This window comes from Lysobacter olei (genome assembly GCF_054777355.1).
In genome coordinates this window covers 73980-87291 of record NZ_BAAHAT010000010.1, presented here as the reverse complement: position 1 = coordinate 87291, position 13312 = coordinate 73980, and the positions used below count along the sequence as shown (strand labels likewise).

13 protein-coding genes are annotated in these 13312 nt (G+C 66.8%); 2 read left to right on the top strand and 11 right to left on the bottom strand.

Translation table 11 applies throughout. The annotated features are described in order from the left end of the window. Window positions 1-39 precede the first annotated feature (39 nt). The 4 genes from ACYVBS_RS13875 to dusA all read right to left on the bottom strand — a co-directional run bounded on the left by ACYVBS_RS13875 (window position 40) and on the right by dusA (window position 3356). The gene (locus ACYVBS_RS13875) at window positions 40-723 is read right to left on the bottom strand and encodes a response regulator transcription factor (protein ID WP_460824326.1); all 684 of its coding nucleotides are present in this window, start codon (window positions 721-723) and stop codon (window positions 40-42) included. Between the two features lie 85 nt (window positions 724-808). Beyond that, window positions 809-1177 (bottom strand): PepSY domain-containing protein, encoded by a 369-nt coding sequence (locus ACYVBS_RS13870; RefSeq protein WP_460824325.1) that lies wholly within the window; start codon window positions 1175-1177, stop codon window positions 809-811. Between the two features lie 168 nt (window positions 1178-1345). Continuing rightward, window positions 1346-2284: an arginine deiminase-related protein gene (locus tag ACYVBS_RS13865; protein WP_460824324.1), complete on the bottom strand. Its 939-nt coding sequence runs from the start codon at window positions 2282-2284 to the stop codon at window positions 1346-1348. 55 nt (window positions 2285-2339) lie between these two features. Then, window positions 2340-3356, bottom strand: coding sequence for a tRNA dihydrouridine(20/20a) synthase DusA (gene dusA, locus ACYVBS_RS13860; protein WP_460824322.1), 1017 nt, complete (start codon window positions 3354-3356; stop codon window positions 2340-2342). A 93-nt stretch (window positions 3357-3449) separates the two neighbouring features. Here dusA and ACYVBS_RS13855 point away from each other — a divergent pair, with 93 nt between their 5' ends. After that, a complete protein-coding gene (locus ACYVBS_RS13855; protein WP_460824321.1) occupies window positions 3450-4535 on the top strand; it encodes a tyrosine-type recombinase/integrase in 1086 nt (361 codons plus the stop codon). 473 nt (window positions 4536-5008) lie between these two features. Continuing rightward, the gene (locus tag ACYVBS_RS13850) at window positions 5009-5722 is read left to right on the top strand and encodes a class I SAM-dependent methyltransferase (RefSeq protein ID WP_460824320.1); all 714 of its coding nucleotides are present in this window, start codon (window positions 5009-5011) and stop codon (window positions 5720-5722) included. Between the two features lie 3 nt (window positions 5723-5725). On the opposite strand, the gene ACYVBS_RS13845 is transcribed toward ACYVBS_RS13850, so the two are convergent. Genes ACYVBS_RS13845 through ACYVBS_RS13815 form a run of 7 tightly spaced genes read right to left on the bottom strand, consistent with a single transcriptional unit; the run spans window position 5726 to window position 13309 of the window. Continuing rightward, window positions 5726-6358, bottom strand: coding sequence for an SPRY domain-containing protein (locus tag ACYVBS_RS13845; RefSeq protein WP_460824319.1), 633 nt, complete (start codon window positions 6356-6358; stop codon window positions 5726-5728). Further along, a complete protein-coding gene (locus tag ACYVBS_RS13840; RefSeq protein WP_460824318.1) occupies window positions 6358-8007 on the bottom strand; it encodes a hypothetical protein in 1650 nt (549 codons plus the stop codon). The genes ACYVBS_RS13845 and ACYVBS_RS13840 overlap by 1 nt, the downstream gene beginning before the upstream one ends. A gap of 4 nt (window positions 8008-8011) precedes the next feature. Further along, window positions 8012-10618: a phage tail protein gene (locus tag ACYVBS_RS13835; RefSeq protein WP_460824317.1), complete on the bottom strand. Its 2607-nt coding sequence runs from the start codon at window positions 10616-10618 to the stop codon at window positions 8012-8014. Further along, window positions 10608-10847 (bottom strand): hypothetical protein, encoded by a 240-nt coding sequence (locus ACYVBS_RS13830; protein WP_460824316.1) that lies wholly within the window; start codon window positions 10845-10847, stop codon window positions 10608-10610. The genes ACYVBS_RS13835 and ACYVBS_RS13830 overlap by 11 nt, the downstream gene beginning before the upstream one ends. Continuing rightward, on the bottom strand, window positions 10844-11272 hold the full coding sequence (locus ACYVBS_RS13825; protein WP_460824315.1) for a hypothetical protein: 429 nt from the start codon (window positions 11270-11272) through the stop codon (window positions 10844-10846). The genes ACYVBS_RS13830 and ACYVBS_RS13825 overlap by 4 nt, the downstream gene beginning before the upstream one ends. Next, window positions 11263-12117, bottom strand: a complete 855-nt coding sequence (locus tag ACYVBS_RS13820; RefSeq protein WP_460824314.1) for a phage BR0599 family protein — start codon at window positions 12115-12117, stop codon at window positions 11263-11265. The genes ACYVBS_RS13825 and ACYVBS_RS13820 overlap by 10 nt, the downstream gene beginning before the upstream one ends. After that, a complete protein-coding gene (locus ACYVBS_RS13815; protein WP_460824313.1) occupies window positions 12110-13309 on the bottom strand; it encodes a hypothetical protein in 1200 nt (399 codons plus the stop codon). The genes ACYVBS_RS13820 and ACYVBS_RS13815 overlap by 8 nt, the downstream gene beginning before the upstream one ends. Window positions 13310-13312: the final 3 nt, after the last annotated feature.

Below are 13312 nucleotides of genomic sequence, written 5' to 3'. Positions count from 1 at the left end.
CGTCGGCGCTACGGCGCCGGCGGCCGGCGCGTTGCGCTTTCAATCACCCGAGCGCGGAATCGCGAAGCGATAGCCGCGGCCACGCACGGTCTCGATCGGCTTCATCGCGCCATCCGGGTCCAGCTTCTTGCGTAGGCGGCCGATGAAGACCTCCAGCACGTTGGAGTCGCGATCGAAGTCCTGCTGGTAGATGTGCTCGGTCAGGTCGGCCTTCGAGACCAGCTCGCCAGCGTGCATCATCAGGTACTCCAGCACCTTGTACTCGTAGCTGGTGAGGTCGACGTTGGCGCCGCTGACGGTGACCGTCTGCGCGGCCAGGTCCAGCACCACTGGGCCGCATTCCAGCGTCGGCTTGCTCCAGCCGGCGGCGCGGCGCACCAGCGCGTTGATGCGCGCCAGCAGCTCCTCGACGTGGAACGGCTTGACCAGGTAGTCGTCGGCGCCCTGCTTGAGGCCCTCGACCTTGTCCTGCCAGCTGGAGCGCGCGGTCAGGATCAGCACCGGGAACTTCTTGCCTTCGGCGCGCAGGGCCTGGATCAGCTCCATGCCCGACATCTTGGGCAGGCCCAGGTCGATGATGCCGATGTCGAACGGCACCTCGCGGCCCATGTACAGGCCTTCCTCGCCATCCTGGGCCGCGTCCACCGCGAAGCCTTCGCGCTTGAGGCGCGCAGCAAGGGTCTCGCGGAGGGGGGCTTCGTCTTCGACCAGCAATATGCGCATGGGAACTCCTGTTTCCTGTCCGGCTATCGGTTGCGGCGGCCCGCCGGTACACGCCCGGGGTCCGCCAAAGCGCTACTGTGGGGCGTCAATCGTCGTCGCCACGTGTACGTGGCTCGGGCTGGTCTTCCATATACACGCGGACGCGACCGCTGGCATCGACGACCTTGACCCGGCTGACGTCGCGGCCATCGTAGGGCACGCGCTCGGCACTCAGGACCTGGCCGCCGGTGCGGCGTTCCACGCGGCGCACCGCTTCGGCCAACGCAGCATTGCCGCCGCGGCGGTCATGGCCGCGCGCCGGGCGGTCATCGTCGCGTTGGGGGCCGTGGCCCAGGTCCTGCGCCCCGTTGCGCTCGGGCAGCACGCCCCGCAGCTGCGCCATGGCATCGCCCGCGCCCACAAGGGCGGCAAGGGACAGGGCGATCGAGGCGAGGCGGACGGCGGGGCGGGTCATGGCACTTCCAGAACCTGAGGGCGGTTGGCGCGGGGCCGGATCAACCGGATTGACGCCATTCTTGGAATGAGGCGGTGAATCCGGTCTGAACTTTTCCTTCACGCGCGGGCCTCCATTCAGGATGACCTGCGTTGGCCGCCGGCGCCAGTCCCTGGGGCGGGGCGGGGCTCAGAAAATCTCGCCGACGCAGCAGCGCAGGGAGCCACCCCCGGCCTCGATGGCGTCCAGCTCGACCGTGCCCACCTCGAAGCCGGCGGCCGCGAGCTGGGCCCGGTGCGGCGGGGTCAGGGCGTGGCCCGCATGGGCGCTCATCCACACCCGGTCCGGGGTCAGGGCGATGCAGTTGCCGACGAAGGCGGCGTGCTCCTCCGGCGTGCACACCACCGCGTGCGGGGCGTACAGGGCGGCGATGGCGTCGACCACCGCGGGGTCGGCGAAGCCCTTGGGGCAGATCACCGCGGCCCGGCCGGCCAGCACCGCGAGCACCACGTTGGTGTGGTACTCGCCTTCGGCCAGGTCGAACAGCAGGGTGGCGCGCAGGCCCAGCGCCTCGTGCATCAGGCGTGCGCCCTCGGCATCGCAGCGCTCGGACAGGCCGGCAAAGCCCAGCCCGCGCGCGCGGTCGATGACCAGCGCGCCGGTCAGCTCGGCCGGGTGCGGCTGGGTGGAGAGGTCGACTTCGCGGTAACCCATCGTGGCGAAGAAGCCGCGAATGTCGGGGCGGTGGGCCTCGCGCTGACGCACCGCATGGCGCATCCGGCCGACCACGTAGCGCGGCGCACCGTGCGGGTCGGCGGCGGCGTCCGGACGGCCGGTGGCGAACACGTTGTTGGGGAACAGCGCGTCGGGGGTGTCGGGGTTGCCAGCGAAGCACACCGTGGGCAGCACCCCGGCGAAGGCGCGGTGCAGGTCGCGGTGCTGGGCGGAAGCGCGGGTGGCGTCGAAGGCCTCGGCGGCGGCCATGTAGCGGTTGTCCTGCGCCGACTGCTCGGCCAGGGTGAAGCCGTCGGGGGCGACCAGGAACGCGGCGCGCGCGGTGGCGGGGCCGAAATCCGGCGCGGTGGCGCGGGCGAAGGCGAGGAAGGCGGCGGGGTCGCGGGTGAGCATGGGCAGTCCTGTGCGTGCTGTGTGCGGCGTGATGCGTGGGAGGCGCGGCGCGTTACTAGGCGTGTGCAAACGACTCGGTGATGGCGATGGCCTGCTCCACCAGCGACCAGTCGGCACCGGGCTTGTGCGCGCCTTCGCTGAGGATCTGGCGGAACGCGCGCCCCCCGCGCTCGCCGGCAAACAGACCGAGCAGATGCCGTGTGATGTGCTTGAGGAACACGCCGCGCGCCAGTTGCGCCTCCACGTAGGGACGCAGCGCGCGCAGCAGTTCGGCGCGGGTTTGCATCTCGCCACCGAACCACGCCACGTCCAGCCGGTGCAGCAGGTAGGGGTCGTGGTACGCGGCGCGGCCGAGCATGGCGCCGTCGGTGTGCTGCAGGTGCGCGGTGGCCTCGTCGGCATCGGCGATGCCGCCGTTGACGATGATCTGCAGGTCTGGCCGCTCGCGCTTGAGCCGGTAGGCCCAGTCGTAGCGCAGCGGCGGCACCTCGCGGTTCTCCTTCGGCGACAGGCCCTGCAGCCACGCATTGCGCGCATGCACGATGAACATGCCGCAGCCGGCGTCGGCAATGCGATCGATGAAGGCGCGGAAGCGGTCGTAGTCGTGGTCGTCGTCCACGCCCAGGCGGCACTTCACCGTCACCGGCACGTGCCGGCCCAACGGGGCGCACGCGTCGACCATCGCCGCCACCGACTCGGCCACCAGCTCCGGCTCGCGCATCAGGCACGCGCCAAAGCGCCCCGCCTGCACGCGGTCGGAGGGGCAGCCGCAGTTGAGGTTGATCTCGTCGAAGCCGGCGTCGGCGCCGATGCGCGCGGCCTGCGCCAGCAGGTCCGGCTCGCTGCCCCCCAGTTGCAACGCCACCGGGTGTTCCACCGGGTCCATCGCCAACAGGCGCGCACGGTCACCGTGGATCACGGCGTTGGCGTGCACCATCTCGCTGTAGAGGCGCGCATGCGGCGCGAGCAGGCGGTGGAGCACGCGGCAGTGCGAATCCGTCCAATCCATCATCGGCGCAACCGATAGCCTGATTGCCTGCGGATTCAATAGGTTGTGGTTTCCGTCAAGCACTTAGGCACACCAAGTTATCCCGCAAAATCCCGACAAATCCCGTACGTTCCCGCTGCGCATGTACCATTGGTGTACCAAGAATTGGTGGTACACATGGCGACCTTCCAGCAGCGCGGCGACACGTGGCGGGCCATTGTCCGCCGAAAGGGCTTCAAGCCCAAGTCCCGGACGTTCCCGACCAAGACGGCGGCCAAGACGTGGGCCGATCGCATGGAGCGCGAGCTCGCCGAACAGGAGGCCCGCGGCGCCTCCGAGCTCGATGACGCCACGGTCGCCGACCTGGTCGACTGGTACCGCAGCTACGTCGGCAAGCTCAAGCGGATCAGCGCTACCCAGAAGGGCAACCTCACCCGGGTGAAGGAGGGGCTGGGCGCCAAGTTCGCCAGCCGGCTCACCGCCGCCGACGTGATCGAACACGTGCGGCGCCGGCGCCAGGGTGAGCACGTCAATGGTGAGGGCCTGCAGATCCCCGCGTGCAGCGGCGCGACGATGAGCGTGGAGCTCGGCTACCTCTCGGAGATGCTCAAGGTCGCCAAGTCCATGGGCAAGCTCACCCTGCCCCACGATCCCGTCGCCGAGGCGCGCCCTGCGCTGCGCCTGGTCAAACTGGTGGCCAAGTCCGCCAAGCGTACCCGGCGGCCGACACAGGACGAACTGGACCGACTCACCGCCCACTTCCGCGCCCATGCGTGGCGCATGAAGCTGCCGATGGCCGACATCGTGGCCTTCGCGGTGGGCACCGCCAAGCGCCAGGAGGAGATCACGCGACTGCTGTGGGCCGACCTCGACGAGCCCCATCGCACGGCACTCCTGCGCGACGCGAAGCACCCACGCGCGAAGGATGGCAACCACAAGCGGTTCCCGTTGCTGGGCGACATGTGGGCGCTGGTGCAAAGCCAGCCGCGGACCGACAAGGAGGCGCGTATCTTCCCGTACAAGTCAGATTCGATCGGCGCTGCGTTCCGACGCGCCTGCGTCGCCCTGAAGATCGAGGACTTGCACTTCCACGACCTCCGGCACGAAGCGACGTCACGGCTGTTCGAACAGGGTTACAGCATCGAGCAGGTCGCGGCCGTCACCCTCCACGAGAGCTGGCAGGAGCTTAAGCGCTACACCCAGCTGCGGCCCGAATCGCTTCATCGCGATCGGGCACCGACGTTCAACGACGACGCAGGGTAGGTGTTGGCCGCGGTGGAACCGGCGGATGCGCAACCGATTAAAAGTCACTCCCCACTAGCAGGCTTATCAGCCACTTGGGCGCTCTGGAATTACGGATGGCGCCCCGTGGAACACGCGCGGCCACTAGAGCCGCGCCACTCAATTACGGAGACCAGCGGGCCCGTCCGTCCCCGGAAGGGCCACGCGGGGTGGATGACCGTCATGGTGCCCGCGCTACTGGTAGGGATAGCCTGCCACCGCGGGCCAGGCCGCACACTCAGCGCACGCCGCGACCGCCTGTAGGAATTTTCCTACGCCGCCGGCAGTTTCAGCCGCGCCCGCTGGGTTAGTGTTGGCGCTTCTGGACAATTCAGGGGTGTGGCATGGCTGGCCTAGTTCGTCGCGTAGTGCCCAAAAGCGTGCGGAAAGCGCTTAACCGATCCGCCTACCGTGCGCTCGACCTGATCGACTCCCTGAGCCCAGACAGGAATCCGATGGTCCCGCCGCGTGAGTGCCAGAAGGCCATCGGCGGGGGTGGCGATTACCTCGCCATCGGCCGGGAACTGCGCGACTGCCTCATCCAGCACGCAGGGCTAACCGAATCGTCCAAGGTGCTGGAGATCGGGTCAGGGTACGGACGGGTGGCGGTGGCCCTGACGGACGTTTTGCGCGCGGGCACATATGACGGGGTGGAGATCCTGGAGGACGGGGTGCGGTGGTCGCGGGAACGCATCACCCCGCGATTCCCCAATTTCACCTTCCACCACGCTGACGTGGCCAATGCCTACATTCGCGAGAATGGAAGAGAGGCGGACGGATATCGGCTGCCGTTTGCCGACGGCACATTCGATCTGGTGTACCTCACCTCCGTGTTCACGCACATGCGCCCCGCGGTCATCCGCCATTACCTGACGGAGATCGCGCGAGTGCTTAAGCAAGGCGGTCGACTGTTAGCCACGTACTACCTAGTGGACGACTTCACCCGCACACGCATGGCGACCACGGCGCAAGCGTTCCCGTACGAGCTCGACGGCTTCTACACCGGGAACCTTGAGACCCCCGAGCACGCCATCGCCATTGAGGTCAGCGATGCCATGCAGTGGCTGGCTGAGTCTGGACTGGAGGCTTCCACCCCGCTGTTCGGCGGCTGGTCCGGACGGACGCCGCACACCACATGGCAGGACGCGATAGTGGCGCGGAAGGGCTAGCCATCACTCCCAAGCCGCTACTCCGCTGGGCAGGCTGCCACTGATGTCGGTGGCCTTGAAGCGGCCGACGCCCACATGGGGGACGCCACCCGATGCGCGGTAGGGCGAAAACACGGGGTATACGGTGCCCGTCAGCCCACTGAACGCAAAGCCCGTTTCAGCAGTCGGATCACCGCTGTTCTGCCACGTGCCGTTCTTTCGGAAGTAGACCTTGCCGTTCTTGACCAGCACGCCGATCACGTCGCCAGTAGTGTAGCTAGCGCCGTAGGCTGTGCCTGTGGCATTGGTGATCTTTGTCCCGGTTTCCTGATAGTAAGAGTACGAGGTCGCTGTCTGTCCAACGTACTCTGATGCCACATTGGGGGACGCGGACGTTCCGATGCCAATCGTTGCATACGGCGCCGTGCCGCCAGCACTGCTCAGTTGCACCTCGAAGTAGTACCCGCCGGCATGGGTAGCATCACGTCCCGCCGTGGCGCGGACGGACTGATAGCCATCAGCCGTGACCTTCGTGGCCGTCAAGTTGCCGCTGGATAGGGTGATGTTCCCACCCTTATCGGACGGATTCCAAGTGACGGCGGCCCCGCCACTGCTGGCCGCCTGGAGCGCCGCCAGGATTTGCTGGATCGCGCTCATCAGGTCAGGCCCGAGCCGGAAATGATCCATTCCGTAGCAGTGACCTTGACGGCTGTCGCCATGCCGTTTGCGGCCAGCGTGCGGCTGCCGGTGGTGCCCGCGCCGGCCAGTCGCATGGTGTCGGTCATGATGGCAATGGTGACGACGCCCGCGCCATTTTGGTTGACGAAGGTGATGGCGGTCCCGATAGGGTACGGCGTCGCACTGTTGGCGGGGATATTGAAGGTGCGTGCGGTGGTGTCTGCACTCGGGTGCAGGACGTGGGCGTTGGCATGCCGTGCGTCCAGCGTGGTAGCCGCGCTCAGGCTGAACTGCGGAATGCCATTGGACCCGATTCGCCGGATGGCCAGCCTGGCCGCGCCGCTCACGGTGAAGGTGGTATCCACGCCAACGCCGGCCAGCACCACGTGCCACACCAGCGACCCGCTGAGGTAGTGGCTCGCGTCGTCCACGTCGGCCGCGGTCACCCACCAGCCGGACGCGGCGTGCTCGATGTTGAACTGCGCGATGTCCACGTAATGGGTGCCGGTAGCCACGATGCCGCGCTGGCAGTGGACTGTCATCAACCGCTGGAAGTGGCTGGCGTGGTTAGTTCCAGTTGCGAAGACGAAAGCACGCTTGCAGCCCCAAGCGGCCTGGGTGCCGAAGCCGTTTGCGTGTTCTGCGAACTCGTAGCCGTTGTAGAACCCGGCGACGTTGACCGTACCTAGCCGCGTCAAAGCGCTGTTATTGTTCGACGGGCAACGGATTCCGTAACTGGTTGCCGTCGTGGGCTCGGCAAGCCCTTGGATGTGGTAGCTCCCGCAGTCCACCACGAAGTGGTCCATGTCGATGGTTGCAACCTTTGAGAAGTTGCACGCGGTTAGTACCGGGTTCGGTGGCATCCGGATTGTCAGGTTCCGCACCTGCAGGGACAGATTCGTGAAGTCCTCGGAAGTACCCACCGGACCGTGGGCGCCTATCAATGCGCCAGTTCCCGTGTTTAGCAGGCCATAAATCACCGACTGGTTGTTTGGCAACGGGGTCACTCCGACCACACTAAACCCGACCGGCGGCGGCTCGGCGCCGCGCAGCACGATGCTGATCTGCTCGCTGTCCACCGCGTCGATGCGCGGGAGCAGCAGTTGGGCGTTGGAACGCGTCGTGTCCTGCAGCGCGCCAGCCACCACGTAGCGCCCCGGCGCATAGACCGTGCCCCCGCCGGCCGCCGCCGCTGCGTCCATCGCTGACTGGATCGCCGTAGTGTCGTCGGAGCCATACACCATGTAACTGTCGGTGCCGGTGAAGGTGGCCGCCGCCGTCAGTTCGATGGACGTGGCTGAGTTGATGGACGCGATCGTGGTGATCTGCACGACGCTGAAGTCGCTCTTGGCGATCAGGATCGGCTTGCCAATGTCGCCCGCGGTGAACGCGGCGCCAGCGGAGGTCAGCGTGGCGTCAGCGCTGGTAACCGAAGCGTCGTTGCGCTGTACCGCGTCCCCAATCGCGCCGTAGCTGTCCACGTTGAACCAGCCCTGCCCGGCACCCGCGAGGTCGGCAATGGCTTGAACCGTGGCCTTTTTGTTCGCCCCGCCCTGTACGACCTCGACCAACTCGGTCCCGCTGAGCGTCCCGGCTGAAGTCAATTCGGAAATCTTGATGTCTGCCACGTGTTTACTCCGTAACGCGGACGTCGCCGTCCTCAGTGATTCGTCGATCGCCGGATTCGCTGATCCGAACGTCTGGCGGTGTCCCCGCCCATGCGAGCGTGTGCTCGGCCAACTGCCAGCTGCCCAGGCCGTCGCGCACAGACTCAACCGTGACGCGTACCGTTCCTGAGGCTGGCGGCGTATAAGGACTCGACGCGGTTCCAGATACGCCGGCCTCTGTGCTCAGCAGAGTGCCCGCTGGGCTGTACCAGCGGACGGTGTAGGTGGTTCCCGGCTCAGGGCCGACCGATGCCTGCGTGGCATCCAGCAGCTGGTCGGCCTGCAATACGCGGTCCCGGTGCACCCAGGTGGCTGTCAGCGCGCCGTAAGCGGCGGCGGGATAGGCGTCGCCATTGATCTTCAGCCCCGCGGGAGGGTATGGCCGAGCTGCCCTCGAGTCGAAGTCGACTGTCATCGTAGTGGCAAGCGGTTCCGCCAACTGCTGGCTGCCCGTGTTCGTCAGCAGCTTGACGCTGATCGTCTCCGCTGCGGTGTACTCCGTAACATCTGCGGCAGCAGAGACGCCATAGAACCAAATGCGGCTCCCTGCCAAATGCTCCTGCGGAACCGTATCGGCACATCCCCGGCCTAGACTCATCGTTCCGGCAACGGCATCGATTGCGTCGACGCGCACGACTTCATCATCCCAAATCGCCGCCGAACCAACGACGACTTCGCCAAGCTTGGATCCGCTGGCAATGAAGAACGCTGTTTCGAGCCGCCCGGCGGCGCCCAGAATCGTGGTGGCGGGCGACCAATCCGCGCTGGCCACAGTGGCATAGGCCAGGCCGTCTTGAGCCACGCTGACGCTGTAGTCGCGGCTGGAGGCGGGATCTTCCGCCACGGCCATCAGGAACCCGACATCACTGGGGAGGGCATCCAGATCCGCCCTCGACAGCGCCTGCACGACCTCGGTGTAGGGGGCCTCAAAGGCCCTTTGCGCAGTGATCGCTTGCGGCATCGGTGACGGCCCAGTGTCGACGCCGGGCTCCACCTCGACAAATCCAGCGGTCGGCAGGCTGTAGATGTCCTGGGCCGCTTTGAGTTTGATTGCGCCACTGCGCAGCGTCCCTGTCTGCATTTCGCCGACAATGCACACCATGTCGGCAATACCGCGCTTTGGACTCTGCAGGCGGAAGTATTGGCCACTGCGCCAGCTGTGCGCCTTGCGAGTGGTCGTCAGCTCGAACGCCCGCGTGGGCGTGACAGCCGCTCGCAGGTCGCGCTCTGCAACGCGGGCGGCCAAGGCGCTGCTCGGGATCTCCGGATAGTCGTTGGTTTGGTGGACAACACCGAAGGCATCAACCAGCGCCAGTGCCTGGGCAGGCGGCGTGGTAATAGCTTCCTTCCTTTCAGGGTCAAAGTACCTGACGCTCAGGCTGTTGATGGTGCCGTCAAGCGTGGTGGGCTGCTCGCTGAACGCCAAGATGTCTTCATCGGTCAAGACCGGTAGGTCCGCCAGAACATAGTCTTCCCGCGCCAGTTCCAGGTACCACTGCCCATCCACCAAGCTCTGGCTGACACTTCCACCGATCAGACGACAGATGCGCTGCTCGAACTCTTCCAGGCTTTCCTGACCCGGATCATAGGCCGTGCAGATCCCGAATCCTTCCGCGTGCAGCTTGTCTGCTGCCGCTGCATAGCTGGCCGCGTTGAGGTTAGCCGTCGGCTCCCGCCCGATATCGCTGCTTGTCCGCGCGTAGTAGAGCGCGTGCGCCGGGTTCATGCCAACCCCGACATAGCTCAGGGTGCAATTGATCGTGGGACGGTCGACGCCAATGCTGGACTCGTCGCCATTCTCCACATAGGACACGGCGTACCCGAGCGGACAGACGGCAGTAACCGGAACACCTGCGATGCCCACGTTCGGGCCACCCTCGGCAGACCATCCGGAAATGTAGGCTTGGCTTGGATCATCGGGATGGATCCCAACCAGTACCGATCCCTCAGGGGTATAGCTCCCCGCTTCGGCGGTGTTGCGCACATTGATGCAGTAGGCCCCGATTTCGTCTGCGGTCCCGACGAAATCTCCGGCCACGGTCCCGTAGACGGTTTCGCCGCCTGCAACGTTCGTCACCTCCGAACCGGCGCTAACAAGGAAATAGCCGCCGGTGCTATCACCACCGCTGCCGTAGGGAATCTCAGCCTTCTCCGGATACCAGCAGGCGTCGTTGTCCCACCCCTTCTTGATCTTCCGGATCTTGTAGCTGGCCTTCTGGGGATAGGGGTTCATGGCGCCATACCGACCGCCCTTGAACACCAGGGTGGCCAAGCCTCGCCACGCCGGCACCTGGCTCCCAAGGTTTTCCAGCAGGTACGGATTTGGCGATTGGGTGGCCTCGCCGAACATTAGGTCGACGTCCCCCCAGATGCCTCCCTGGTCCTTTTCACCGCCCCAAAGGTTAGGGGCGAAGATCCTGATGGTGCCGCTGCTGGCGAGCTCACCCCGCCACGCGGTCTTGTCGCCGCCGCGGAACTCGAGGAAGGCATCGATGGGCCCCGCACCCAAGCCGGCGTGGTACAGCACCTTGTACCAGTAGCCGACGGTCTGCGACTTGTTCTTACCGCCCACCGATCACCCCCGCTTCGCACTTGCGCGCCCACGCCACCGCCGCCAGCGCCAAGCCATCGCCTGTGGCCTCCAACGTCGTGGCTGGGATGCCGTTGCGCACGAAGTCCTGCCAGTCCAGTCCGTGCCGCTTGAACCACGCACGGGCGCCACTGCGGCAGAAGCCGTTGCGCCGACTGAAGCCGGGGATGGTGAACAGGTGGCGGGTGGTCACCATCAATACTTCGCTCACTTCTTTCCACCCTTGGTCTTGATCGGAATGGTGCCCATCTGCTTCCACGCCAGCAGGAATTCGTCCTCGATCCAGCAGGTACCGAAGTAGTGCTTCACCGACTGGCCGTCTTCCACCGTCGGCTGGGTACCGCTTGCGGGCTTGGCAGGCTCGACCTTGGGGCGCATCTTGTACGCCACGATCGCCGCGATGATGGCGATGATCAGCTGCACCACCCACCAGTAGACGGCCTTGGCCGGCTCGCCGGCCGCCGGTGGAACAGCAGCGGCCATGAACATGCGCGCAACCTGCACCACGCTGACCAGCGCGCCCAGGCACACGCACACCCAATGCGCGGCCTCGCCACTCCGTGTGTCCAGCCACCAGTAGCGTGCGCGCCACGACCACACGTAGCGCAGGCGCCCGGCGCGAGCGATCAGCCCCATGACATCGACACTCCATCCATCGGGTTTTTCACCGGCTTGTAGACGCTGCCGCCGTAGTTGACGGTGTTGCTGCGCGCCTCACAGGCCGCCCATGTACGCGGGCAGCCGGGCCGCGCGGTCACGGCCATTCCGCCCGCTAGATCCGCCGCCCCGTACAGCAGCGTCACCGTGTCGCCGGTGTGCGCCATGATCGAGCGGCGCTCCTCCAGCCCGTCAGTGCGCGTCCAGGTCAGGTAGCCGCCCACCAGCGGCAGCGGCGCGGTGGCAAAGGCGGCGGCGGTGACGGTGAGGCCTGCGACTGCGGTCAGGGTGCCATCCACCTTGAAGGCATCGCGGCTGAGGTTGCAGCCGCGCAGGCCCTCGGAGTAGACCGTCTTCCAGCAGCCGCGCTGCCACTTCGGCCCCTGGTTGCGGGCGCGGGCGTAGCCGTTGGTGGGCTCGCAGATCAGCTCCAACTCCACGTCGCCGAACTTGGGCTGGGTGACCACGCCCATCCACTCCACCGCCGGCGGGTCAGTGTCGCCCACATGGGTGGACAGGCACACCACGTGCACCGGGTCGCTGGGGATGTACGGGTGCCAGTTGTCGCCCAGCGGCTGGGTGACCGGGAACTCAGGCGCGGCCGGGTCGCGCACGTAGGCCAGCTTGATGGTCAGCCGGTCCTTGGCCCGCTCGGCGGTGACCTTGATCTCGCTGCGTTCGATCTGCGCGGCGAGGTAGGTGTTGCCGCCGATGACGATGTCGCGGTCGCTGCTGGCATAGCGCCACGTCAGGCCCTGCCGAGTGAAGACGAATAGGTGAACCGGGCGGCCGGTAAAGCGGCCGAGCTCGAAGGTCTCAAACATCGGGCACCACCGCCTGCCAGCCGGTCGTGGACGTGGCGATGCCGTCGGCATCGGTCTCGTGTTCGATCTCGATCTCGTCGCTGGCCAAGGTGCTCAGCGCCATGAAGGAGACCTGGCGAATGCTGCCCGCAGCGATGCTGCTGCCGGATAGCGTCGCGTTGAGCGTCAGTGCCTCGGTACCGCCCGCCTCCACCGCATTGGTGACGCGGCGGTAGTACACGGTGCCGTCGTTGAGTTCGATGCGCAGATCCTTGCGGTTGTGCTTGCCCAGGCCGAACAGCGTGTAACCCGCCCACTCCACGGACAGCGCCATGCTGCCGCCGGCAATGGCCGAGACCGGCTTGAGGTCAGCGGCCCAGCTGGGCACCCAGATCGGCACTTGCCGACCGCGCAGGGCGTACAGCAGCGAGCGGTACCAGCTGTGTTCGGCGCGGCCGACCAGCTTCCAGTGGCTCTGCTGGGCGCGCAGGCTCAGGCCGGCTAGGTCGTGGCGGAACGGCAGGCCGCTCGCGTAGTCCACCGTCTGCACCAGCCGCGAAGCGCTGCTGCTGGGGTCGTCACTTTCGTCGGGGCGGACATCCAGCACCGGATGCGTCAGGTACTCGGTCGGGCTGCTCAGCACCGGCCAGTCGCACGGTTCGTCGATGTCGAAGGCCAGGCTGCGCCGCCCCAGCTCATCGTTGTGCAGAGTCTCCTCCGCGCCGTCCTGCGCCCACGCCCGGCGCACCGGGTACAACCGGTCACCGCGGCCATAGGCGAGCGTCGTGGGCGCGCTCAGCGTGATGTGGTCGGCGGCGATCGTATCGATCTGCACCAGCTCCCAGCGGTTGACCGACGAGTACAGCAGCGCCCGGCCGCCAACGACGAAGTCATAGCCCGCCGTCTCGCACGGGATCGCCACCGCCCCGGCCGCCAGCGGCGCGCCCAGCCACTGCACGTCCGGCCAGATGGGCAGCTGCCATGCCCCCCGGTGGCCCGCCAGCAGCATGTCCGCCACCCGCCGCGCCTGGCCGTCCGCCAACACCTCGAACGTGAAGCGGCGGCGCGGGCCGGTGCGCACGCCCCGGTGCTGGCTCACCGCCGTGGCGTTGGCCTGCATCAGGTCCGTGAGCCACGACAGCCGCTCCTGCACGCCGGAGCGCCAGTCGGGCGGGACCGGCCAGATCTTGTCGGTAGCGGCTGCGTACGGCATCGG

Bases quoted from the DNA above. Each gene is read 5' to 3' on its own strand.
- ACYVBS_RS13875 (WP_460824326.1), bottom strand. From the start codon at position 723: ATGCGCATATTGCTGGTCGAAGACGAAGCCCCCCTCCGCGAGACCCTT.
- ACYVBS_RS13870 (WP_460824325.1), bottom strand. From the start codon at position 1,177: ATGACCCGCCCCGCCGTCCGCCTCGCCTCGATCGCCCTGTCCCTTGCC.
- ACYVBS_RS13865 (WP_460824324.1), bottom strand. From the start codon at position 2,284: ATGCTCACCCGCGACCCCGCCGCCTTCCTCGCCTTCGCCCGCGCCACC.
- ACYVBS_RS13855 (WP_460824321.1), top strand. From the start codon at position 3,450: ATGGCGACCTTCCAGCAGCGCGGCGACACGTGGCGGGCCATTGTCCGC.
- ACYVBS_RS13850 (WP_460824320.1), top strand. From the start codon at position 5,009: ATGGTCCCGCCGCGTGAGTGCCAGAAGGCCATCGGCGGGGGTGGCGAT.
- ACYVBS_RS13845 (WP_460824319.1), bottom strand. From the start codon at position 6,358: ATGAGCGCGATCCAGCAAATCCTGGCGGCGCTCCAGGCGGCCAGCAGT.
- ACYVBS_RS13825 (WP_460824315.1), bottom strand. From the start codon at position 11,272: ATGGGGCTGATCGCTCGCGCCGGGCGCCTGCGCTACGTGTGGTCGTGG.
- ACYVBS_RS13820 (WP_460824314.1), bottom strand. From the start codon at position 12,117: ATGTTTGAGACCTTCGAGCTCGGCCGCTTTACCGGCCGCCCGGTTCAC.
- ACYVBS_RS13815 (WP_460824313.1), bottom strand. From the start codon at position 13,309: ATGCCGTACGCAGCCGCTACCGACAAGATCTGGCCGGTCCCGCCCGAC.